This is a genomic window from Eisenbergiella tayi, assembly GCF_001881565.1.
Lineage (GTDB): Bacteria > Bacillota > Clostridia > Lachnospirales > Lachnospiraceae > Eisenbergiella > Eisenbergiella tayi.
Map to the genome: position 1 here is coordinate 270,147 of NZ_MPDJ01000001.1, position 23,102 is coordinate 293,248.

Genomic DNA, 23,102 nt, shown 5'->3' on the forward strand with positions numbered 1-23,102 from the left:
TTCCTCCCCATGCGCCAGCATTACATCTGTACGACTTCCCAGTCAAATACAGCGGCCACCTGCCGGAGCAGGGGAATTACATTTCCGGCAACAATAAGGGAATGATGAGAGCACAATTCTTCCATTACCCTGTATCCATCCTGCCAGCGGATCAAAGCGCCGTTTCTGCAGTCCGATCCGGGATACTGTACATAGGTTTCCAGCTGAGCCTGTATCAATGAAATTTTTCTGAAACCAGGATAAATTTTTGCCAATGTCACAGGTCCTTCTTTCATCCTGCAGTCTATCATACATGCATGTTCATCCACGATTTCCAATACTTTGGGCCGGAGGGTCCACTGGCTGCAGAATGCTCTCGGAGCAAAACCAAAATAACCGCAATGCACTCCAAGTGCATATTTGTCCGGTTCCTCCATATCCGGAAAGTGATCTATTTTCTCATGGGCAAGGGCCGCCATTCCCATCAAAAAGGGATACAGATTTGTCATCATTACCGGTTGTTCCAGACTTCCGTAAATGATGTATGTAGACAGCATCGTAAGAGTATCTCCTTCACAGGCCCAGATAATATGATCTCTTTCAAACAACATATTCCATGCCAGGCAGGGAGTTGTGTCACTGCAGAAAGACTCATTCAGGCAGTTGGCCCCCACTCCTTCCACATCACCCACTTCTTCCATTACATCTTTTACTGCCAGATATATCCTGACCGCACGGTAGAAACTGTCGTCCGATACCCCTTCCCGGCAGATTTCCCAATCCGCGCTTATTTCGGCCGCCTTTTCATAACTGATTTCCGATGCTCTTTCATTGAGTTCCTTCCAACTTTTGTATACCACCCTGCATCCAAAAGTTTCTTCCATTTTATCGGTGCTTTGCTTCTCCCACCAATAAAACTTTTTAAAAATATTAGCTTGTTTTCCCTCTCCGGGTGTATCCTGGAACATCAAAAATTTGGCACCGTCTGCAAGCTTTCTTTTTACAGCAAAAGCCCGCATTATTGTTTTTGCCATATCCACACTGTAAGGGGTAAATACCCTGCATCCAAGCTGGCGCAGATAGGTAGCGATCTCCCAATCCCACATTTCAATCGTTCCATATTCACTGGTAAGAATGATCATGGGCAGGCTGCAGGATAACAATTGCTCATCATGTCTGTATGCTGCGAAAATCAGCAGAGGGAATACAGCCGCATCCGCCCCTTCCGGCATTTCTTCCCCTACTTTAACGGGCTCTTCAAACTGTGCAACATCAGCATACATCTCTGTGAGCAGCTTCATCTGTTCCCTGAATTCATCCTGTTCCCGTTCGTTCATTTCTTCAAACTGCAATGGTACCAGTCTCGCCTTCATTTCCTTACCCCTTTCCCTGTTTACCGTTCAGCCAGACAATATTTCCCGTACGGATTGATTCATTTCCGGCCCGAACCACATCTACCGCCATCATTCCATCCCAGCCGCTTACATCCGGCGCTCTATTTTCCAGAATACTCTGAATAAAGCTCTGATCCTCTCTGATATACGCTTCTGAAAAAAGATCCATCCAGCTCTTTACCACATCTCCCTGAAAGCCGCCTGACTTTGTATATGTAATTGTGGATTTCCCCTTTAAATCCCCTATTGTAATGAGGCCTTTCGTCCCCATAATATCAACTCTGGCATCATACCCATATTCCACTCCCTGGGCACCGTCTATGCAGCCTATCATGCCATTATCCATTCGTACGCTCATCAGCACACTGTCATAGAAATCCGGGTAATCCTCCCTTACCTTTCCACAGCGGAAATTTCCTGCAAGTGCATAGACGCTCAGCACTTCAGCACCTGTAAGCCACCGGAGAGTATCAATATCATGACTGTTGACTTCCGCCAGCGGTCCATTGCTCTTTGCGATATCATACATCCATTCATGAGGTGTGCTCGGACCATGCGTGAGCGATTTTACCATAACAACTTCACCGATACTTCCGGTTTCCACTATCTCTTTTGCCCGTCTGAAGCTCTCGTCGAATCTTCTCATAAATCCAATCTGCAGTATTACATGGTTTTGTTCCGCTGCCCGTATCATATCCTCACATTCCCGTACATTCATAGCCATAGGCTTCTCACAGAAAATATGTTTTTTATACCCGGCCGCTTCAACCACAATCCGGCGATGGTATTTCGTAGGCACCGCAATAATTACGGCATCAATATCAGAACGTTCCAGAAGCGTACGGTAATCAGCAGCATACTCACAGCCGAATTCCTGTGCCGCACTGCGTGCATTGCTTTCCTCCGCATCTGAAACACATACGACCTGTGCCCCCTGCACTCTGCAGGCCATATTTCTGGCATGAATCATACCGGCCCTTCCGGCTCCAATCAGCCCCACTCTTATTTTCTCCTCCATATAACCCTCCTGTTATCGTTTATATTTCTAATGTTATTCTTTATTGTTGTTTTTGTCAATATTTGTTGTTGTTTTTTATCTTTTAATAGTCTTTATTAGATGAAGTGAAAAGGAGATACGGGATAATTCTATAAAACTGCGAATTTACAGTGTGCTGAATATTACCTGTGCCAAAAGAAATCGGTACGACAAAAAAAGCCCCGGATATACTCTGTATTTCAGTCGTATATCCGGAGCGATTTTAAAACATCTGAAGTCCGTCATGAATCTGTTTTCTATTATTGTTTATTAAGCTGTAAACTAAAATACCAGCTTATTTTTTTCTCCATCCGGCGTTGTCGTATAAACCACGAATTCCTTTGTCCTAAAATCCGCATCCAGCTGCGCCGTATATCCATTGCTCTTTCTCACAATGACAAGTCTGCCGTCCTCACAGTCCTGCATTTCAAAGCTGTCATCAAAAGCGGGGAAGGAATTCCTGAATTCCATCAGCTTTATCAGCTTCTCTACCACGGGCCGCTTCACTTCTTCCGCAATCTCTTCTTCCGTATAATAATGGCGGTTGATATTCCTGCCCACCTTGGTCTCTTCCAGAAGCTTCAGATCGTTCTTTCCCGCCATAAGCCCCACGTAATATACCTGAGGGATGCCCGGTGCGAAGAACTGGACCGCCCTTGCCAGAAGATATGCCTTGTCGTCGTCTCCCAGCGCGGAATAATAAGTACAATTCACCTGATAAATATCCAGGTTATTGTAAGCAGCCGTATTATAAATCTTCTTTACGTTTGCGCCGTATTTGAAAATATCCTCTTTCGTCCTGTTGATTTCCTCATCGGGAAGCAGATCCTTAACGTCTACCACGCCGATCCCGTCATGGGTATCCAGTGTGGTAAACTGCTTTCTGGGACAGATTTCCAGCCAGCTTTTCAGATATCCGGTCTGGCCGTAATACAGGGCGTTAATCAGAAGCATGGGAAGGGCGAAGTCATAGACATAATAGCCTTTTTCCTCGATCTTTTTCTGCATGGTATAATGCTCATGGATTTCCGGAAGGATTTCCACATGATAGGGCTTCAGGATTTCCGTACATTCATCCAGCAGATCCCAGATATCCGGCTCGATAAAGAAACAGCTGGTGCCGGCTTTCTTGGTAGCGTACGCAAAGGCATCCAGGCGGATCATTGCCGCGCCGTGCCTGCACATCCCTGTGAGGTTATCCCTGATAAATTCTTTTGCGGTTTCTGATTTGCAGTTAATATCGATCTGCTCCTCATCGAAGGTGCACCATACCTTTTCCACGGTCCCGTCCGCGAAGTGAGCGTCCACATAAGGGGCTCTCGGTTTTCTCTTATAAATCACATCTACCTGCTCCTGTGTAGGTTCCCCGCCCTCCCAGAAATCTTTATAACGGATAAACAGATCGCGATAGCGGGAAGCATCCTTTTTCTCCAGGAAATCTTTATAATATTCGCTTTGTGCGGAGATGTGATTGATCATATAATCGAACATCAGATAATATTTATCCGCAAGCTTTTCCACATCTTCCCATCCCCCGAACGCAGGATCCACCCGGGTATAATCCATGGGTGCAAAGCCCCTGTCTCCGGAAGAAGGGAAAAAAGGGAGAATATGAACACCGCCTACCGCATCTTTGAAATATGTGGAAAGTACCCTTTCCAAATCCATGAGATTATGTCCCATGGAGTCGGAATAGGTAATTAACATACACTTGTTTTCTAACGTTTTCATTTTTACTACCGCCTTTCTGAATTCAGACACTGTCATTTATATAAAATAAAATCTATCATCTTTCTTTACGATTTCCAAAGGGAAGCAAGCTCCCACAACTCTCCGGAAAGGCTGGCATCTCTGCATTCCACAACCGCCGCGTCACGGGCGCGGTCCCCCGCATTGTGTCTGCATCCGGCTTATCTTGTCGTCCCGCCCTCCACAAAGGTTACCGGCAGGATAATACGCCTTTCCACAGGCTTTTTTTCTATGAGCTTTATCAGCGTGTCCACACAGGTCACCGCCATTTCCTTCACAGGCTGGGCGATGCTCGATACCGGATAATCACCCACGTTCAGGATCCGCATCCCGTCATAGCCGATGATCTGTACATCCTCGGGCACCCGGATTCCCATTTCCGTCAGCTGTTTTAAAACCACAATAGCATGTACGTCGGAACTGGTAAAAATGCCGTCATACATCATAGAACCGTTTTTCACACACTGCTCCAGGAAACTGATAATTTTATTCATCTGCTGCTTGGACAGGGTTGTTTCCTCTCCGAAATCCATACGGGTAGCCTCAACTCCGCCCTGCATACAGGTATCTACAAAAGCTTTTCCTCTCTTGAGGGTCTCGCCCTCCAAATTGGATCCATTACGGATATAAATTACATTTCTGCATCCGGTGCTTATAAATTTTTCAGCCGCAAGGCGGCCTCCCATTTCATTGTCACTGGATACGCAGCATATCTGATGCTTAAAATGCCTGTCTATGGACACAAAGGGCATATCTGCTTCCAGATATTCATCCGTATTACTGTAGGTTACGGCGATCAAACCATCCACCTTATTCTGTTTGGCCATATTGATATAGGCCAGTTCTCTGTCCGCATTACAGTGGGAATTGCAGACCAGCAGCTTATAGCCCACAGCCGCCAGCACCTGCTCCACATAATTTACCAAAAGGGCAAAGAAAGGATTGATTAAATCCGGTACAATAATCGCTACCGTAAAGGTCTGCTGCGCCTTCAGCCCTCTGGCATACGTATTCACCTGATATCCCAGCTTGTGGATAGATTCCTCCACCCTGCGTCTGTTATCAGCCTTCACATACATATTGTTCAGTACCTTGGATACTGTTCCTACCGATACGCCGGCATCTGCCGCAACATCTTTAATCGTTACCATTCTCTCTACCTCCCGGTGAATCTGAAAAGGGATTTGTCAATCCTTTTTTGTTTTCTTCCCCTCATGATACCCTGCTGTCACGGTAATGGCAATCTGCAATTCCTTATTTTTTTAAATTTATGACATAATCAGGACTTCACTGCACCGGCAACCACACCTGCAATAATATATTTCTGCAGGAACAGGTAAAGGATAATAACCGGAATCACCACCATGATCAGGGATGCCATAATCAGTCCCAGATCCGATGAATAGGTTCCGTAGAACATCTGTGTTGCGATGGGAAGCGTATACAGTTCTTTTTTGGTAAGAACCAGGGAAGGGAGAAGGAAATCGTTCCAAAGCCCCATGGCATACAGGATAACCAGCGTTGCCGTTGTCGGCTTAAGCAGAGGGAGCACAATCCTGAAAAAGGTCTGATGCCTGGAGCACCCGTCCAGCCTCGCCGCTTCCTCCAGGGACAGCGGTATGCTGCTCTTGATAAAGCCGTGATACATGAATACCGACATGGCCGTTGAAAAACCAACGTGCATCAGTATCAGCGTCATTCTGTGGTTGAGCAGATGAAGCTGTCCGCCATAGATAGATACCAGCGGAATCATGATTACCTGGAAAGGAATAACCATGGAAGCTATCATCAGGGAAAAGAATATCTTATTCAGCTTATAATCCGTACGCACGAAAATATAAGCGCACATAGAGGAAACGACGATGATAAGCAGAACGCTGATACCGGTAACACAAAGGGAGTTCATAAACGTCCTGGGGAAATTCATCTTGGTAAAGGCTTCCACATAATTGGCCACAGACGCGCCGTTGGTTCCGATCAGGGAAAGAGGTTCCTTAATAATATCTCTTTTTGTTTTGAAGGAGTTGATTACAACCATAACAAAAGGGAACATATAAATGATAAAGCAGATGACAAGCACTATCATTTTTAACGCAAAAGAGACTTTTTTCTTAATAAATCCTTTTGTATTCAGATCCATTATGCTTCTACCTCCTTACTCTTTCCTATGAACGCCTGGGTAACGGCAATTACGGCGATTACCAGGAACAGTATCAGCGCCTCCGCCTGGCCGAGTCCGTATTTCTTGGATGAGAACGCCATATTATATACGTACATGGCTGCCAGGGTCGTGGAACCGAAGGGGCCTCCTTCTGTCAGGGATATGTTCACATCATAGGTTACAAATGCCCTTGTGATAGCCAGGAAAAAGCAGATTGTGAAGGTTCCCGCCATCATGGGAAGGGTGATATAGCGTGTGGTTTTTTTCTCGTCACAGCCGTCAATCTTGGCGGCTTCCTTTAAATCATCGGAAACGCCCATCAGGCCTGCGATATAAATCAGCATCAGATAGCCGGAAAGCTGCCATACCGTAACGATGATCAATGCCCAGAAGGCTTTGAAAGGATCGGACAGCCAGGACGTGGAAAACAGGCTGATTCCTGTGGCTTTCCCGATAACAAGGATTGCCTGTTTGAAAACGAACTGCCAGATATAACCAAGAACGATACCGCCAATCAGATTGGGCGTAAAAAACGCCGCACGGAAGAAATTGCTTCCTTTAATCTTGCTCGTTACCAGATAGGCCAGCGCGAACGCCACCACATTGGCCAGGATAACGGCGATGACCGCGTACAGGATCGTTCTTCCCAGGGAAATCCAGAAGCTTGTATCCTTGAACAGTGACAGATAATTTTCAAACCCTACGAAGGGAATGCTGCTGGAAATACCATCCCAGCCCGTAAACGTAAGATAAAGTCCGAAAATAAATGGGACAATGACAACTGCTGAAAACAAAATAACAGCAGGACCTGCAAAGCTTAAGAACATCATTGCTTTGTAATGAAACTTATTTTGATTCTGCATTTCTACCTCCTGCTTACCTTAGTAAGCTGCCTGACTCACCAGGCTGCCCGCTTCTGCAGGCCTGAATCCACGGTTGAAAACCATTGTCTGTTTTCACGCTTTCTCGCTCAAAGAGCCGGACCCTTTCAGATCCGGCCCCTTGTTTTCAGCCATATTTCAACTAATATAAGAATGTATTACTGTGCCTGCCAGTATGCCGCAATATTGTCAGCCAGCTGGTCTCTTGTTTCCTGGCCTCCCAGATATTTCTGCATTTCGGCGCCCATTTCTTTCCAGTGGTCTCCGGGGTATTCCGGATATCCGGGAATCAGGTTGCCTTCATTTGCATAGCTCTGTACGGAAAGCCCCATGGGATTGGTTACTTCAAGGGTGATGTTGGAAAATGCAGGAACAAGGCTGCACTTATTTACAAGGAAATCCTGTCCTTTTTCATCATATACAAGCCAGTTCAGAAAATCTTTGGCTGCCTGCTGCTGTGCTTCACTGTTGAATTTGGTATCAATCATGCAGTACTTGCTTGCGCCGCCTGCCAGCTTATCCACTGCTCCGTTAGAACTGTCGGGCTGTGCAACCGGCATGATGCCGTATTCACTTCCATCTACTGCAAAATCTGACATTTCCGCCCATGCCCAGTTTCCGTTGAACCAGAATGCGATATCTCCTTCAGCCAGGGAAACTGCGTTATTGTTGTAATCTGCTGCCAGAGGGTCCCCGGCATTCATGTTGTATTTCATCAATACATCAAAAGTATCCATCAGGGAATTCCATCTTGCATTGCTCTTTAAATCTTCGGTTCCTGCTTTCAGGCCGTCAAGGAATGCGGTTGTTCCTTCCAGGGTTCCGTCCTGCTCTTCATATACCTGAGTGAGGTAATGTCCGCCCAGAGACCAGTCTTCCATATTCAGGGCCACCGGTGTTTCCATTCCGCCTGCAACCAGCTTGTCAAGAAGAGCTGTCAGGTCATCCAGGGATTTAATGGATGTGGGGTCAAAGGTTTCGCCTGCAGCCGCTTCGATTGCCGTCTTATTATACATAAGTCCGCGGGCTTCAATACAGAAAGGGAAACCAATCAGTCTTCCGTTGTAATTGCAGCCGTAATCGCTGCCGCCGTCTTTCGCCCAGTCTTCATTGGAAAGGTCAAGTGCGTATTCATCCAGCATGATGATGTCCTGAATGTCTCCCATGAAAATGGTGGGAACTTCACCGGAAGCATATCTCTTGGTAATATCCTGGGAAGGTGAGTCGCCTACGGTTACGGAAACCTCTACGTCTACGCCGGTGATATCCTTGTACTCTGCCGCCAGTTCTTCCCACTGTGTCTGGATCTCACTCTTGGTATTCAGTACCGTAATCTTCACACCATCTGTGGATGTTGCTGCGGAAGCCGCTGAGCTTCCTTCCTCTGCAGCCGCTGCTGCCGTGCTCTCCCCTGCCGCTCCTGTCTGTGATGTGGAAGCCCCGCTTCCGCCGCATCCTGCAAGCACCGTAGCTATCATGGCAACGGAAAGAACTGCACTGAGTAATTTCTTCTTCATCTTCATTCCTCCTTGAAATTGTGCTGCCCTCTATCCGGCAGCTAATGGATTACCTATGTTCATTACTGGTGATGATGTGTCCTGCATGAACTTGAATCGTTTCATTTTGTAATTAAACAATAACACCGCTGTCTGTAATTGTCAACATGTTTTTTTATATTTTTTGTATAAAAATTATGTTTTTGGAAATCACCATATAAAACCAATACAAATATTTGTGCATATTGAAAATTTAAAACGATTCATAACTTATTTTATAATATTTTTGCATTATTTTGTGAATCGATTCACTATTTTCTTATTATTTTTCAGGTTATATACCGTCTTTTCACAAGGATACCAGATTACCACCTTCCTTCCTCTTCTGTTTCTTATCCTGCACAAAATAGACAATAGTGTTCTTGATTCCGGTTCATGGAAAATACATGAGATAAAAAAGATATGCTTTCAGAAATCAGACCGTGCAAAAAGGCGGCAGAAATGCCGCCTTTTTGCATAATATCATACGATATAGCCACCGTTCTTAAAAACTAACATGATATCAGGTAGTTTCGCGCCGAATCAAAGTAACCGGCAAGGTTGTCCGGTTTGGTACGATTTCCTTTCTTTCCGCCCGGATGAGCATCCGCACGGCCATCTCGGCCATTTCTCTCACCGGCTGGCGGATCGTGGTAATTCCCGGCGTCGTAAGAGAAGCAATACTGCTGTCATCAAAGCCTACCAGCCGTATCTGCTCCGGTATCTTTATTCCTCTTTTGCTGCAGATCTGGATAACCTGAGCGGCAATGACGTCACTGCTGGCAAAAATTCCGTCAATCTCCGGAAACTCCGTCAGAATTTTTTCAATATAAGCATGATAATCCAGCGACGCATACAGCCTGGCATCAATTTCCTTCCCCGGATCCAGGCAATGCAGCCCTTCCTGCCCGCAGAGTTCCATAAATCCCAGCGCCCTGTCGTCCGCGGGCATGGATACCGCATTTTCGCCGCTCAGATAAATCACATTAGTGCATCCGCATTCCAGAAGGTGCTGTGCCGCCAAACGGCCTCCCTGGCGGTTATCGCACTCGACAGCGGAGGTTCCGTACTCCAGGAAACGCTCAATAGTCACCAGCGGCACATTCAGATCACGGAAGCGTTCGGTTTCCACACTGCCGCTGCAGAGAATAATCCCCGCTACACGGCTGGCTTTGCACATCTCCATATATTCATCCTCTTTTTCATCCCTTTCCCTGGAATTAAAAAGCAGAAGCTTGTATCCGTTTTGGTAAGCCGCTGTTTCCAGACTGCTCAGCAGCCTGGCAAAATAAGGATGATCGATATGAGGAACGATTACACCTATGGTATTGGTTGTCTGTTTGGAAAGGGAACGTGCCAGCTCATTGGGCTGATAATTCAGCCTTTTCATGGCATCATAAACCTTTTCCCTTGTATTGCTGCTGATATACCCCCGATTATTCAATACCCGGGACACCGTACTGACAGTCAGCCCGGTCTCTTTTGCCACATCTTTCAGTGTTGCCATCATTGCCTCCGGTTTTACGTTTCATATTAATAACGTGCTGAAAAGTGATAACCTGTTCTACATCATAACTCATTTTACAGAATGGATACTCATTATTCAATAGGACATTTTGGGAAAAGCCGGCAGTCTGCATTTTTACAATTATTATGAAAGCATTTATTAAAATTCTGCCGCAGTAATAAAAAAGCCGGATAAGTCATTTTCTGACTCATCCGGGCGTTATACTTGAAGGGATAGGGGCGTTCTTTCAGCTGTATCCTTCGGAGCGCCCCTCATTTTATGGTGATGATATCTTCGGGGGAGAAGATATCAGAAGGGGACATATCACAGTAAGACAAATATTTCATATATAAAAAGGGGGGGGTACCGAAGCCTGAAACCCTGCAGACACAAAGAAAAGGGAGGGGGAAAGAGTGTTCTGCAAGTCTGTCGCAACAGACAACGGTGTTTTTTATTGGGGGGGGTTGTCTTACTGTACTTTGATAATATCACGGCAATCCCAATATGTCAACCGGTTGATATACAAATCGTTAATATACACAAAATGCAGAAGGGATTCAGGAAAAATATAGTTTTTTTTCCGAATCCCTTTTTACCCTTTTATAATTCAATGCCATGAAAAGCTTTGATTTCCAGCTTTTTTTGTGATCATTGCCAGCAAAGATTTTATGAAGCAATATATGTCAACCGTTTGTTATATATGATTTTTCATTTGATACGATTCCAATCTCAGTCTTTCATACTGCTCACCGGGATCCTTGTGCGTATCGTACAGGCTGCTGATACCGATATCCAGATAGGGGGCTTCCTCCTTTTTTTATCCATCTGCAGCCGGTAAACCGGAATGGGGCATTGTCTATGTGATAGACAGCGCGTTCCCATGAAAAAGTTTACACAACGTTATGATATACATCATTTACAATGCAAATTATTGCAAGTTATATTTTATGAATAGAATCAGCTAAAATATTATATATCAATGAAAATTGCTAAATATCTCCCTAAACTAACAGTAATTAGCCTATTCACAATTTCAAAATTTAACTTCATATAAGCATTCGCAAGTTAACGCAAGTTAAATCATGCCCAATACGGAATATATTTCATATACCGAGGAGCTGTTGTATCATCAAGCGGCCGAAGTAATTGTGCTTCTACTGCATCCTTAATAATTCTGGAAGCTTTATAACTCTCTTTTATGGACAGACCAAACAAATTTCGAATAGTTGTATTATTAATTGCTTCATAGTTAACATACGCTAAACATGCCTGCATATAGCAAGTTCTGATTCGATCCTCTTTTGTTGTCATATCAAATGCTACCTTTGCAAATAACACTGCCTCGTCTTTCACAAATCTCACATTTACATTTTCATCAAACGCCGCAAGGTATATTTTCAACTAAATAATGCTCTATAAAAAATTAATGCTGCATCTGTGCATGCTCCTTCTTCAGTTCCTCAAACAGCTGCAGAGAATTCCAGTTTTTGTTGGTTTCCGTCAAAACCGCCTTCAGCCCGACTCCGGCCAGTCCATTTTCCCGGAATGCCTTCAGCGTCTTGTCAATGTCATCCCCCACGAAACCGGAGAATACCACCATCTCCTGTTCCATCCCCGGACCGTCATAACGCTTCCCCAGGGCAGGGCTTCCTTCCAGTCCCGCCAGGTATCCCAGGGTCATCCAATACTCCTGTCTTTCCACCACCCGGATTTCAAAGGGCAGCTTTTCCAGGGCCTTATGCACCTGTCCCAGACGTATTCCCTTAAACTCATATAATAAAACCTTTTTTCCCATTATCTTATCCTTTCACGCTGTTTTTCCCACTACTTCAAAAACTTCCTGAGAAGCTTCTCTTTCCCTTTCGTATAAGGCATATACCGGATGGGCAGATCCATCCACGTCGATTTATTCACAATTGATTTCGCGTGGCTGAAGGTTTCAAAGCTCTTTTTTCCATGATAGGAGCCCATGCCGCTTGCGCCGACACCGCCGAAGCCCATCTGTGACGTAGCAAGATGGATTATCGTGTCATTGATACAGCCTCCGCCGAAGGAAAGGTTCTCTGTAATCCGATCTGCCGTTTCCCGGCTTCCGGTAAACAGGTAAAGGGCAAGGGGCTTCGGTCTGTCGGCCACAAACCGCTCCACCTCACTGATATCACGATAGGTGAGCACAGGAAGCACGGGGCCGAAAATTTCTTCCTGCATCACAGGAGCATCCGGGGCCACGTCCTTTAAGACCGTGGGTGCAATCTGCAGCGTTTCCCGTTTGCCGCAGCCGCCCGTAACTACGTTTTCGCCCTTTATGAGCCCCAGCACCCTGTCATAGTGTTTTTCATTGATCATCTTCGGATAATCCGGATTGCTGAAGGGCTGTTTTCCGATCATTTTATCGATCCATTTTTCCAGATATCCGATAAACTCGTCCTTTACCGCCTCATGTACAAAACAGTAATCCGGCGCCACACAGGTCTGGCCGCTGTTCAGGAATTTTCCGAAAACAAGCCGCTTCGCCGCAAGGGAAAGCTTCGCATCCCTCTCCACAATGCAGGGGCTTTTCCCTCCCAGCTCCAACGTGACCGGAGTCAGATGGGCCGCAGCCTTCTCCATCACCAGCCGGCCTACCGATACGCTTCCGGTAAAGAAAATATAATCAAATTCCTGCTCCAGCAGCTGTGTGTTTTCCTGTCTTCCGCCTTCCACAACAGCCACATATTCCGCGGGAAAGGCTTCCTCTATGATCTTTTTCAGGATGGCAGAGGTCGCAGGCGCATAAGCCGAGGGCTTGATGATGCAGCAGTTCCCCGCGGCAATGGCTCCTGCCGCAGGCTCAAGGGAGAGCATGAAAGGATAATTCCAGGGAGACATCACCAGCGCCACGCCATAGGGTTCCTGCACAATATAGCTTTTGGCATGGAATTGCGCCAGAGGGGTACGCACCTTTTTCGGACGGTTCCAGACGGCAGTATGCTTTATCAGAAAACGGATTTCGCTTAAGGTAAGTCCCACCTCTGTCATAAATCCTTCAAAAACAGACTTATGCAAGTCCGCCTTCAGTGCTTCTCCGATTTCCGCCTCATACTTTTCTATGGTATCCGCCAGCTTCTGCAGGGATGCGATTCGAAACGCCGTATCCTTCGTCCGTCCCGTACGGTAAAAATCATGCTGCCTTTGTACCAGTTTATCTATTTCCATGAAATCCTCTCCTTTCTTTTACGTTTACACTCTACAGCACATCCTTCAGCAGTGCAATCCCCGCTTTTATCTCTTCCTTTTCCAGCCCTGCGTATCCCAGCAGCACCGTGGCTTCCGGCCGGCCGACAGGCTCCAGCGCCGCTTCATGAAGGCCGTAAAGACGTACGCCTTTTTCCTCCGCTTTCCGGATAAGGGCCTCCTCATCCGCCGGTTCCCTGGAAGTGAGCAATACGTGAAGGCCGGCATGCTCGCCTGAGAGCCGGTATTTTTTCAAAAAAGGACGAAGCTCCTCCAGCAGAATATCGTGCTTTTCTTTGTAAACCTTCCTCATTTTATTCAAGTGACGCTCAAAAGCCCCGCTTCGTATGAATTCATTGAGCACTGTCTGATCGATACGGGACACCGTGGAGGAAAAAAAAGCACATTCCTTTTCATACCGCTTCAGCAGAGCGGGAGGCAGCACCATATAACTCACACGGATCGCCGGGGCGACAGACTTGGAAAAGGTTCCTATATAAATCACCTTTCCTGCCGTATCAGAGGCCTGCAGAGACGGCACGGGCTTTCCCCGGTACCGGAATTCGCTGTCATAGTCGTCCTCAATCAAATATCTGTTTTTCTCTTCTGCCGCCCACTTCAAAAGCTCCATCCGCCTTCCGATAGGCATCACCACCCCTGTGGGATACTGATGGGAAGGCATGACATAGGCTGCATCCGCCCCGCTCCCGGCAAGATCCTTTACGGAAATCCCGCTTTCATCCACCGGGACCGTCACCGTTCGGGCCGCGAAGGAAGAAAAAATACGATAAGCCCTCCGGTAAGACGGATTTTCAAATGCCACACAGATATCCTTTCCCAGAATATATTGAAGAAGCAGCAGCAGGTAATCATTACCCGCTCCGACAATGATCTGTTCCGGAGAGGCATTCACTCCTCTGGAGGAATGGAGGTACCTGCATATTGTCCGTCGGAAGTCCGCATCACCCCGTGGTTCTCCCAGGGCAAACAGTTCTTTTCTGTCACCACTGAGTATCTCTCTCGTGATTTTCCGCCAGGTGCCGAAAGGGAACACACTCATATCTATGGCATTCGGGGAAAAATCATAGGCATAGTTCTTTCCTGCCCCTTCTTTGGAGGGAATACCTGTCCCGGCAGCTTCCTCTTCTTTTTGCGACATATCCGTCATAATCTGGTAGAGTTCTTCCACCCGGCTTATATAATAGCCTCTGTACGCGGAGGATTCGATGTAACCTTCCGACAGCAGCTGCCCGTATGCCAGCTCCACCGTACTGCGCGCCACCTGGAGATATTCCGCCAGGGAACGCGTGGAGGGAAGCTTCTCTCCTGCCAGAAGCTTCCCCTCCTTAATTTCATCTCTGATGTATTCATATATCTGTTCATACAGATGTTTGCCGCCGTCATCCGACAGCTGAATAGCCAAATCATTCATGATTTATTTCCTGTTTCATAACAGTTCAGGCAAGCCTGAACTATTACCCTGTCACCTCTGCCTTGGGCAGCTTAAATGAACTCTTTAAAGAAACAACACGGTTGAAAACCGGCGCACCGGGCTTGGAATCCTTATAGTCCACACAGAAAAAGCCCTGTCTTACAAACTGGAAGCTTTCAAAGGCGGACGCCTCTTTCAGAGAGGGTTCCAGGTAGCACTCTTTCACCACCAGGGAATTGGGATTCAGGTTCAGGCTGCCGTCCTCGTTATAAACGCCCTTTTCTTCATCGATAATATTTTCATACAGGCGGACCTGCGCCTTAAAGGCCTCACTTGCACATACCCAGTGTATGGTTCCTTTTACCTTGCGGGCATTGAAGCCGCTTCCGGATTTGGTTTCCGGATCGTAGGTGCAGTGAACCACGGTCACATTGCCGTCCGCATCCTTTTCAAAACCGGTGCAGGTAACGAAATAAGCATTCATCAGGCGTACTTCATTGCCGGGGAACAGACGGAAATATTTTCTGGGAGGCTCTTCCATAAAGTCTTCCCTTTCAATATAGAGTTCCCTTCCGAAAGGTATCTGACGGCTTCCCAGTTCCTCATTTTCCAGGTTGTTGGGCGCCTCCAGCATCTCGATCTGTCCGTCGGGATAGTTGTCAATCACCAGCTTAATGGGATCGATAACCGCCATCACCCGGGATCTCTTCAGCTTCAGATCCTCTCTGATACAATATTCCAGCATTGCATAATCAACAGAGGAATTACTCTTGGATACACCGCAGAGATCCACAAACATCTGAATGGATTCCGGCGTAAAGCCTCTTCTTCTAAGGGCTGCCACAGATACCAGACGGGGATCATCCCAGCCGTCCACAATACCTTCTTCCACCAGCCTCTTGATATAACGCTTTCCGGTTACCACATTGGTAAGATACATTTTGGCAAACTCTATCTGCTTGGGAGGACGGGGATATTCCAGTTCCCTCACCACCCAGTCGTATAAAGGCCTGTGATCTTCAAATTCCAGCGTACAGATGGAATGAGTGATTCCTTCGATGGCATCTTCGATCGGATGGGCAAAATCATACATGGGATATATGCACCAGGTATCTCCCGTATTATGATGGCTCATATGGGCCACACGGTAAATGACCGGATCACGCATATTCATATTCGGAGAGGTCATGTCAATTCTGGCGCGCAGGACCTTTTCCCCGTCGGCATATACGCCCTCCTTCATTTTTTCAAATAATTCCAGATTCTCTTCCACGCTTCTTGCGCTTCCGGGATCCTCTTTTCCGGGTTCCGTCAACGTCCCTCTGTACTCGCGGATCTGCTCTGCCGAAAGGTCCGATACATAAGCCTTTCCTTTCCTGATAAGCTTTACAGCCGCTTCGTACATCTGCTCAAAATAATTGGAGGCAAAGAAAAGCCTGTCCTCCCAATCGGCGCCCAGCCACTTCACATCCTCTTTGATCGATTCCACAAATTCCTGCTTTTCCTTGGTCGGATTGGTATCGTCAAAACGAAGGTTGAACTTTCCGCCGTATTCCCTTGCAAGACCGGAGTTTAAAAGAATGCTCTTGGCATGTCCGATATGCAGATAGCCATTGGGCTCCGGCGGGAAACGGGTATGCACTGTATCATATACACCCTCGGCCAGATCTTTATCAATAATCTGTTCAATAAAATTCTTGCTTATCTCACTCATGCTCTTTTTCCCGCCTTCCTCAGCTCTCCTGCACATATCCTGTGCGAGCTCCCGGTTTATTCATATCAGGCGGGTTCTCCCTCCTTGAACCTTACTTTATTAATAAAAACTATCTTATCACAAGTATTCGGAATACGCAAAGAAAAAATACGGGAAACCCCTGTTTTTTAGGCTTTTTGTCCGAATCCGGCTAACGGCCACCTGCGAGATTTATCTGCCGCATTTTTACAATCGTAAATATGATTAAATTTTAATTATTTTAAAATTTCCGTTTCATTATGGCGTATCTTCCTTTATAGTGTTATAATACTTCCATATTTCAAAAAACCAGATTACATTCTTTTTGAGGAGGATACTTGATATGGATCGTGTGCAATTGAAAATGGATGCCAAAGCTGCCATGCAGCAGGCTAATCCCCATCCCGTACTTGTTGCCCTTGTTTACATGGTAATTCTCGCGGCAATCAGTTTTGTTATTTCCATGATGTCCGGTGTTTCCAGTGTTTTTACCACTCTGGTATCAAATCCGGATGCTGCAGCCGCTATTTACGCAGGAATGATGATACCGTCCATCCTGCTGTCCCTCGTTTCCACTCTGGTAACCGGATTTCTCAGTATGGGCTTTACCGCATATACTCTGCGTGTCATCAACCGGCAGCCGGCAGGCATCAACGATTTGTTTGCCTATGCCAGATATTGTCTGAAAATCTGGGGCCTGAGTATTGTTATGGGCTTCTTCGTATTTGCATGGTCACTGCTTCTGTGGGTTCCCGGAATCATTGCCATGTACCGTTATTCCCAGGCAGTTTACATATTTGCGGAAAATCCGGATAAAGGCATTATGGAATGCATCAATGAGAGCAAGGCCATGATGTACGGACATAAGATGGATAAATTTGTGTTGGATCTTTCCTTCATTCTCTGGTATCTCCTGGCGGGTGTTACCTGCGGTATCGCCGGACTTTATGTTACCCCTTATGTGGAAATTACCAATGCGGCTTTCTATAACAGCCTGAAATACGGCGGAAGCTATCAGCAGCAGTACGGCGCAGGCTATGGCGGTTATCAGCAGAATGGTTATCAGCCCGGCGGTTACCAGCAGGCCGGCGGCCAGCAGCAGGGCTATGGACAGCAGCAGAATTACGGCCAGCAGGGCTTCGGCAACCCTTACCAGCAGGGTTATGATCCTAACTTCCAGCAGGGCGGTACTCAGCAGGGCTATGATCCTAATTTCCAGCAGGGCGGTACCCAACAGGGCTATACTCCTGATAATCAGCAAAACGATAACCCGAATCCACAGTAATTTTAATAGGCAAATAATGTAACAGGGCTTAATCAGAAATCCTTTCCTTGAGAAGAGAACTCTTCTTAATGAAAGGATTTCTGTTTTTAGATTTCCGGCTGAAATTTAATTCCATGATATAATCCTGTTATTTACCCACATTAATAAGTTCCAAAACTTAAATCCTTTAATGAACAGATTTTATCAATATTTAACTTGGCATTCACCCTTCTCTGTGATATACTTTACAATACATCGGCAGCCGGAATTGTGTGTAAAAGCCTATCGCCGGAACCGGAATCATCTTTTCTGGTTTTCAACCATCAAATCAAATATTCTGTCCTTTTCGGACAAAGTACCATTCAAATATTCATTTCCATTTTATATTACCGTTCAATTATTAATAAATATAATTGCAGTAAGATACGGTTGCCCGATGTCAGATTTCCGGTTATAATTATACTAAAGACAGGATTTTACATACAGCTTACGGAATAGGAGGCTGTGTGAAAAAACACAAAAAAGCAGACGCCGGCAGGCAGAGTCAAAAGCAGAATTTCCACCAGGAAGATCTGGCTTTGAAAACAGCTGCCCAGTTCTTCGGAGGGGAATTACTGCCCCTGTTGGGCGTGAAGGGGGTGATAAAGTATATCGCCCCGACAGAAGCTGTCAAACTGGAAAGCCGGCAGATGTTCCAGGATTTCAATTATGCCATGGAAGACGGAAGCTGGGTGCATCTGGAATTTGAAAGCGATTCCCTTACCACCAAGGATCTGCGGCGTTTCCGTGAATACGAAGCGGCGGTAAGCAGAACCTTTGGGGTTGCCGTGGTGACCTACGTTATCTGTTCCTCTCAGGTAAAGCGCCTGAAATCAGAATTGACGGAAGGGATCAATACATACCGGGTAAAGGTTATCCGTCTGAAAAACCGGAATTCCGATCTTCTTTTTGAACGGCTGAAAAAGAAGAAAGCTCTGGGTGAACCTCTGACAAAAGAAGATCTTACACCCCTGCTTTTGGCCCCATTGATGTCGGGAAGCATGGATATTGAGGAGCGGATTACAGAGAGCATCACTATGATCCAGGAAGCCGGAGCCGCTTTGTCGGAACTGGAAATGGAAAAAATGCAGGCAGTTCTTTATGTCCTGGCTGATAAATTTTTATCGGGGGATGGAATAAACAGAGTAAAGGAGAGAATCGCGATGACCAAATTGGGACAAATGATATTTGATGATGGGGTCAAGAAAGGACTGGAGCAAGGGATTGAACAGACTGTGGAAATACTAATGGAAGAAGGCTTTTCCAAAGATCATATAATTAAAAAGCTTAAGGAAAAATTCAGTCTCAGCAGAAAAGAAGCCGAAAAATATATGGAAAAATTCCTGCCGGTCAGATGATTATGCAAAAGAAACAGCCTGCGGACTTCCGGCCGCAGACTGTACTCTTTTTTCCGTCTGGCTAATTAATGATGGAACAGACGAATTCCGGTAAACACCATTGCCATCCCATATCTGTTGCAGGCATCGATAACCGCATCATCCCGTACGGATCCGCCGGGCTGTACGATATATTTCACACCGCTTCTGCGGGCGCGGTCGATGTTGTCAAAGAAGGGGAAGAAGGCATCGGATCCCAGAGTTACATCTTCCAGTTTATCCAGCCACTCTTTTCTCTCTTCCCTTGTAAAAACAGGAGGCTTCACCTTGAAGGTTCTCTCCCAAACGCCGTCCGCAAGAACATCCATATAATCATCACTCATATATACGTCAATAGCGTTATCCCTGTCCGCACGTCCCAGTCCGTCCGCAAACTGAAGGGAAAGCACCTGAGGTGACTGACGCAGGAACCAGTTATCCGCCTTGCTTCCCGCAAGACGTGTACAATGGATTCTGGACTGCTGCCCCGCTCCGATACCTATGGCCTGTCCGTCCTTTACATAGCAGACGGAATTGGACTGGGTATATTTCAGGGTGATAAGAGCGATCTTCATATCAATCAGCGTCTCAGCCGGGATATCCTTATTTTCCGTTACAATATTGGAAAGAAGCGCCTCGTCAACACGCAGTTCATTTCTTCCCTGCTCAAAGGTGATTCCATATACCTGTTTTCTCTCCAGCGGAGCAGGCTGATAGGAAGGATCAATCTGAATTACATTGTAATTTCCTTTTTTCTTCTGTTTCAGGATTTCCAGGGCTTCGTCCGTATATCCGGGAGCGATCACGCCATCGGATACCTCTCTTTTGATCAGTCTGGCAGTATCTGCATCACAAACATCGGAAAGGGAAATGAAATCGCCGAAGGAAGACATACGGTCCGCACCTCTGGCCCTCGCATAGGCACATGCCAGAGGAGAAAGCTCTCCCAGATCATCCACCCAGTAAATCTTTGCCAGCGTATCCGACAGAGGCAGCCCCACCGCCGCGCCGGCAGGTGATACATGCTTAAAAGAGGTCGCCGCGGGAAGGCCTGTGGCCTCCTTCAGTTCCTTAACCAGCTGCCAGCCGTTTAACGCATCCAGGAAATTGATATAACCCGGCTTGCCGTTCAGTACGGAAACCGGAAGTTCGCTTCCATCCTCCATATAAATGCGGGAAGGCTTCTGATTCGGGTTGCAGCCATATTTTAACTGAATTTCATTCATTTCTTTCTCTCCTGTTTTCCTATTTGTTTTTATTTACGATTCTTGTTTCAAAGGTTCCGTCTTCGATATCGATATAGCGCACGAACAGGGACACCTTATTTTCTTCATTCAGGCTGTTCCAGAGCATATCGGTAAACTCATCGATTTCCCCTTTGATTTCCACCATTTTAGGTTCTCCCTCAAAGCTGGGAAGGGGATTTCCGTCATGCATATATGTATGGATAAAACGTCCTTTTCCAGCAGCCGGATTTTCATAAGCGTAGGTAAAACGATTGCAGGAATCCGGGCATCCGTCATCACTTTTTAAAATAGACATGGCAAAATTGTAACCGCCATTTTCGATGTGCATGATCCCGGAAATACGGGGGGTATAATTGGGGCCGTCCGGCTCAAATTCCCGGCATCTTAAGGACTGTTCAAAGGTCATCTGTTTGTCCATGCCTTCATAAATGGTATCTGTCTGGTCTCCGTTGGTCACAATCGTTTTATTGCCCAGAACCCTTACAGGCGCATAAATGATGAGGCTGGGATCCTCCAGCTTGGATTCATCGAATGCCTGTGTGCGGATTCCTTCTCCATCCACTGCAAAGATCCGGTTGCGGCTGTTGGAGCTTCTTCCCATGATAAAATAAGCGGCTACCGCTTTTTTCCCATCGGGAGTCCTCCCCAGCACAATCCCTCTTCCGGGATAGGCGTTGCTTTTCAATTCTTCTTCCAGAGACAGTAATTTCATTGCTTCCTCCATTCTGCCGCTTGGCGGCCTCTTTCGTAAATGTCCTTTCAGGAGCTTCCCCGCTTTTGTTTTCGATAAATAGATTAGAAAACAAAAAAACCGCCTGGTTACTCACATACGGGTACCCAGGCGACCGGCTTTCTTCATACATGCTCCCTGTGGTGCTCCACCAATCCGCCAGTCGCATGTACTGCATCAAGTCGGATACCCTCAAAACCGAACGGTACCCGCCTTCACGTAAATTCATAGGCAAAATGCCCTGTACTGACAGTATATCCCATCCGATTTCCTCTGACAAGTATTTTTGTGGAAATTTAGAGGTAATTCGATTATAATAAATTTATGTTTTATGAAACAGCATCATCCCTCAACTAAGGACTCATTTATTAACAGGAGCAATATATGACTAAAATACGTCGTTTTTATAAAAACGAGCTTTTCCATGAAATCCTTTTCCTTTCCCTGGCTTTTCTCTGCATGATGATCTTTGTATTTCTTCAGCCATTCGGGGAAGGTCCTGATGAAATCAACCGTTTCCGTGTGGTCCGTTTCATTTATGAAAACGGATATCTTCCCAGGGGAGATGATCCGGCTGTGCTGATTCCCGGTTACGGAGGCTCCTATGCCTTTCAGCCCATGCTCACTTACATACTGGAGGGTTATCTTCTGCGCACGGTGAATCTTTTCACCGATCGTTTTGATGTCCTTCTCATAGCCGCCCGGTTGGTAAATGTATTCTTCGGGATGGCCGCCGCGGTTCTCACCAGAAGGCTTTCCAGGCTGCTGTTCACGGAAACAATGACTCAATGGCTTTTTTCCTGCCTGGTGGTCTTTCTTCCCCAGAGCCTTTTTCTGCATACCTATATCAATACGGATTCCTGCGCTGTCTTTTCCGTCATTCTCATGTTTACCGCCGTTCTTGACGGGATGAAAAACGGCTTTAACCGTTCTCGCTGTATTCAGACGGCAGTGGGCGTTATCCTGTGTGCGTTATCCTATTACAATGCCTACGGCGCGGTGCTGGTAACCGTCATACTTTTTATCAGCTGTTTTGTGGGAAAGGTATTGGCAGGGACGATTACCCGGGACGGGACGGCCTCTCCTGTGGACCGGTATTATATGGACTGGAGGCCCTTGCTGCGCGCCGGCCTGTTCATCACCGTTCTGTTTCTGATAGGCGCAGGCTGGTGGTTTATCCGCAATGCATTCCTTTATCATGGGGATTTTCTGGGAATGAACGCCCGCAATCTCTGCGTGGCTTCCACCTGTACGCCGGATTTCCACCCTCTTTTAAGACAGACCTATCAGAATCAGGGAATTGGTGTCTTTGCCATGGTATTCGGGACGGATTATTTCACCCTGCTTGCCAGAAGCTTTGTGGCCATGTTCGGTCCCATGAGCCTGCCTACACACTACTATATTTATGAAACCTATTATCGGATTTTCATTATCGGCCTTCTGGTCTGTATGATACCTGCAGGCCGCGGATTGTATCTGTCCTGGCAGGATCAAAAACGCCGTTTCTTTTTCAACGGCTGTATGGTTCTGGCCTGCGCGATCCCCATCTTCCTGTGCGTCTATTATTCCTATACCTGGGATTTCCAGCCCCAGGGACGATATCTGATGCCCATGCTTCCGGCCTTTATGTATTTCGTCACTTTGGGACTGCGCAAAGCCTGTTTCCTTCTTCAGGAACTGGCCGATAAAATAAAATGCCGCAGCCTGGCTGAAAAAATCCCGGCCATCCTCATGGGCCTGCTGATTTTCTTCACCGCTGCAGCACTTCTTTATTCCGTTTTCTTTGTAGTCGTTCCTTATTATACGGGAGGCTGAGCCTCCCGCCTT

18 protein-coding genes and 1 riboswitch are annotated in these 23,102 nt (G+C 46.4%); of the genes, 3 read left to right on the top strand and 15 right to left on the bottom strand.

Going from position 1 to position 23,102, the window contains the following annotated elements; all coding sequences use genetic code 11:
* Positions 1–20 precede the first annotated feature (20 nt).
* From BLA28_RS01115 to BLA28_RS01175, 13 genes are all read right to left on the bottom strand, one after another.
* A complete protein-coding gene (locus BLA28_RS01115; RefSeq protein ID WP_069155710.1) occupies positions 21–1,352 on the bottom strand; it encodes a hypothetical protein in 1,332 nt (443 codons plus the stop codon).
* A 4-nt stretch (positions 1,353–1,356) separates the two neighbouring features.
* Entirely contained in the window at positions 1,357–2,391 is a 1,035-nt protein-coding gene (locus tag BLA28_RS01120; RefSeq protein WP_069155711.1) for a Gfo/Idh/MocA family oxidoreductase, read from the bottom strand.
* Between the two features lie 300 nt (positions 2,392–2,691).
* Positions 2,692–4,140: a sucrose phosphorylase gene (gtfA, locus tag BLA28_RS01125; protein ID WP_069155712.1), complete on the bottom strand. Its 1,449-nt coding sequence runs from the start codon at positions 4,138–4,140 to the stop codon at positions 2,692–2,694.
* A 179-nt stretch (positions 4,141–4,319) separates the two neighbouring features.
* The gene (locus BLA28_RS01130) at positions 4,320–5,309 is read right to left on the bottom strand and encodes a LacI family DNA-binding transcriptional regulator (protein WP_009254404.1); all 990 of its coding nucleotides are present in this window, start codon (positions 5,307–5,309) and stop codon (positions 4,320–4,322) included.
* Positions 5,310–5,437: 128 nt separating this feature from the next.
* Positions 5,438–6,298, bottom strand: a complete 861-nt coding sequence (locus BLA28_RS01135; RefSeq protein WP_025485514.1) for a carbohydrate ABC transporter permease — start codon at positions 6,296–6,298, stop codon at positions 5,438–5,440.
* Complete coding sequence (locus tag BLA28_RS01140; RefSeq protein ID WP_009254406.1) at positions 6,298–7,182, bottom strand: carbohydrate ABC transporter permease; 885 nt, start codon at positions 7,180–7,182, stop codon at positions 6,298–6,300. Before BLA28_RS01140 ends, BLA28_RS01135 begins: the two co-directional genes overlap by 1 nt.
* Before the next feature lie 176 nt (positions 7,183–7,358).
* Positions 7,359–8,717, bottom strand: a complete 1,359-nt coding sequence (locus BLA28_RS01145) for an ABC transporter substrate-binding protein (RefSeq protein WP_069155713.1) — start codon at positions 8,715–8,717, stop codon at positions 7,359–7,361.
* Positions 8,718–9,258: 541 nt separating this feature from the next.
* Positions 9,259–10,242, bottom strand: a complete 984-nt coding sequence (locus BLA28_RS01150) for a LacI family DNA-binding transcriptional regulator (RefSeq protein ID WP_044971407.1) — start codon at positions 10,240–10,242, stop codon at positions 9,259–9,261.
* A 1,080-nt stretch (positions 10,243–11,322) separates the two neighbouring features.
* Complete coding sequence (locus BLA28_RS01155; RefSeq protein ID WP_069155714.1) at positions 11,323–11,643, bottom strand: hypothetical protein; 321 nt, start codon at positions 11,641–11,643, stop codon at positions 11,323–11,325.
* A gap of 22 nt (positions 11,644–11,665) precedes the next feature.
* Positions 11,666–12,037 carry a DUF3783 domain-containing protein gene (locus BLA28_RS01160; protein WP_069155715.1) on the bottom strand — a complete coding sequence of 124 codons (372 nt, stop codon included), beginning with the start codon at positions 12,035–12,037 and terminating at the stop codon, positions 11,666–11,668.
* A 29-nt stretch (positions 12,038–12,066) separates the two neighbouring features.
* Positions 12,067–13,437: an aldehyde dehydrogenase gene (locus BLA28_RS01165; RefSeq protein ID WP_069155716.1), complete on the bottom strand. Its 1,371-nt coding sequence runs from the start codon at positions 13,435–13,437 to the stop codon at positions 12,067–12,069.
* Positions 13,438–13,468: 31 nt separating this feature from the next.
* A complete protein-coding gene (gene pdxR / locus BLA28_RS01170) occupies positions 13,469–14,887 on the bottom strand; it encodes a MocR-like pyridoxine biosynthesis transcription factor PdxR (protein WP_069155717.1) in 1,419 nt (472 codons plus the stop codon).
* A 43-nt stretch (positions 14,888–14,930) separates the two neighbouring features.
* A complete protein-coding gene (locus tag BLA28_RS01175; protein ID WP_069156555.1) occupies positions 14,931–16,601 on the bottom strand; it encodes a glutamine--tRNA ligase/YqeY domain fusion protein in 1,671 nt (556 codons plus the stop codon).
* Positions 16,602–16,962: 361 nt separating this feature from the next.
* Between BLA28_RS01175 and BLA28_RS01180 the strand changes: the two genes are divergently transcribed.
* Positions 16,963–17,904 (top strand): DUF975 family protein, encoded by a 942-nt coding sequence (locus BLA28_RS01180; protein ID WP_069155718.1) that lies wholly within the window; start codon positions 16,963–16,965, stop codon positions 17,902–17,904.
* 485 nt (positions 17,905–18,389) lie between these two features.
* The gene (locus BLA28_RS01185; protein ID WP_069155719.1) at positions 18,390–19,280 is read left to right on the top strand and encodes a hypothetical protein; all 891 of its coding nucleotides are present in this window, start codon (positions 18,390–18,392) and stop codon (positions 19,278–19,280) included.
* 65 nt (positions 19,281–19,345) lie between these two features.
* On the opposite strand, the gene BLA28_RS01190 is transcribed toward BLA28_RS01185, so the two are convergent.
* Together BLA28_RS01190 and BLA28_RS01195 are read right to left on the bottom strand one after the other, a co-directional pair.
* Positions 19,346–20,524: a phosphoribosylaminoimidazolecarboxamide formyltransferase gene (locus BLA28_RS01190; protein ID WP_069155720.1), complete on the bottom strand. Its 1,179-nt coding sequence runs from the start codon at positions 20,522–20,524 to the stop codon at positions 19,346–19,348.
* A 19-nt stretch (positions 20,525–20,543) separates the two neighbouring features.
* Positions 20,544–21,257, bottom strand: coding sequence for an IMP cyclohydrolase (locus BLA28_RS01195; protein ID WP_009254422.1), 714 nt, complete (start codon positions 21,255–21,257; stop codon positions 20,544–20,546).
* 116 nt (positions 21,258–21,373) lie between these two features.
* Positions 21,374–21,452: riboswitch (ZMP/ZTP riboswitch) on the bottom strand.
* Between the two features lie 207 nt (positions 21,453–21,659).
* Here BLA28_RS01195 and BLA28_RS01200 point away from each other — a divergent pair.
* Positions 21,660–23,090 (top strand): hypothetical protein, encoded by a 1,431-nt coding sequence (locus BLA28_RS01200; protein WP_069155721.1) that lies wholly within the window; start codon positions 21,660–21,662, stop codon positions 23,088–23,090.
* The last annotated feature ends 12 nt before the right edge of the window (positions 23,091–23,102 follow it).

Coding starts and splice junctions, on each gene's coding strand:
- BLA28_RS01115 (WP_069155710.1), bottom strand. CDS start 1,352: ATGAAGGCGAGACTGGTACCATTGCAGTTTGAAGAAATGAACGAACGG.
- BLA28_RS01120 (WP_069155711.1), bottom strand. CDS start 2,391: ATGGAGGAGAAAATAAGAGTGGGGCTGATTGGAGCCGGAAGGGCCGGT.
- gtfA (WP_069155712.1), bottom strand. CDS start 4,140: ATGAAAACGTTAGAAAACAAGTGTATGTTAATTACCTATTCCGACTCC.
- BLA28_RS01130 (WP_009254404.1), bottom strand. CDS start 5,309: ATGGTAACGATTAAAGATGTTGCGGCAGATGCCGGCGTATCGGTAGGA.
- BLA28_RS01135 (WP_025485514.1), bottom strand. CDS start 6,298: ATGGATCTGAATACAAAAGGATTTATTAAGAAAAAAGTCTCTTTTGCG.
- BLA28_RS01140 (WP_009254406.1), bottom strand. CDS start 7,182: ATGCAGAATCAAAATAAGTTTCATTACAAAGCAATGATGTTCTTAAGC.
- BLA28_RS01145 (WP_069155713.1), bottom strand. CDS start 8,717: ATGAAGAAGAAATTACTCAGTGCAGTTCTTTCCGTTGCCATGATAGCT.
- BLA28_RS01150 (WP_044971407.1), bottom strand. CDS start 10,242: ATGGCAACACTGAAAGATGTGGCAAAAGAGACCGGGCTGACTGTCAGT.
- BLA28_RS01160 (WP_069155715.1), bottom strand. CDS start 12,037: ATGGGAAAAAAGGTTTTATTATATGAGTTTAAGGGAATACGTCTGGGA.
- BLA28_RS01165 (WP_069155716.1), bottom strand. CDS start 13,437: ATGGAAATAGATAAACTGGTACAAAGGCAGCATGATTTTTACCGTACG.
- pdxR (WP_069155717.1), bottom strand. CDS start 14,887: ATGAATGATTTGGCTATTCAGCTGTCGGATGACGGCGGCAAACATCTG.
- BLA28_RS01175 (WP_069156555.1), bottom strand. CDS start 16,601: ATGAGTGAGATAAGCAAGAATTTTATTGAACAGATTATTGATAAAGAT.
- BLA28_RS01180 (WP_069155718.1), top strand. CDS start 16,963: ATGGATCGTGTGCAATTGAAAATGGATGCCAAAGCTGCCATGCAGCAG.
- BLA28_RS01190 (WP_069155720.1), bottom strand. CDS start 20,524: ATGAATGAAATTCAGTTAAAATATGGCTGCAACCCGAATCAGAAGCCT.
- BLA28_RS01195 (WP_009254422.1), bottom strand. CDS start 21,257: ATGAAATTACTGTCTCTGGAAGAAGAATTGAAAAGCAACGCCTATCCC.
- BLA28_RS01200 (WP_069155721.1), top strand. CDS start 21,660: ATGACTAAAATACGTCGTTTTTATAAAAACGAGCTTTTCCATGAAATC.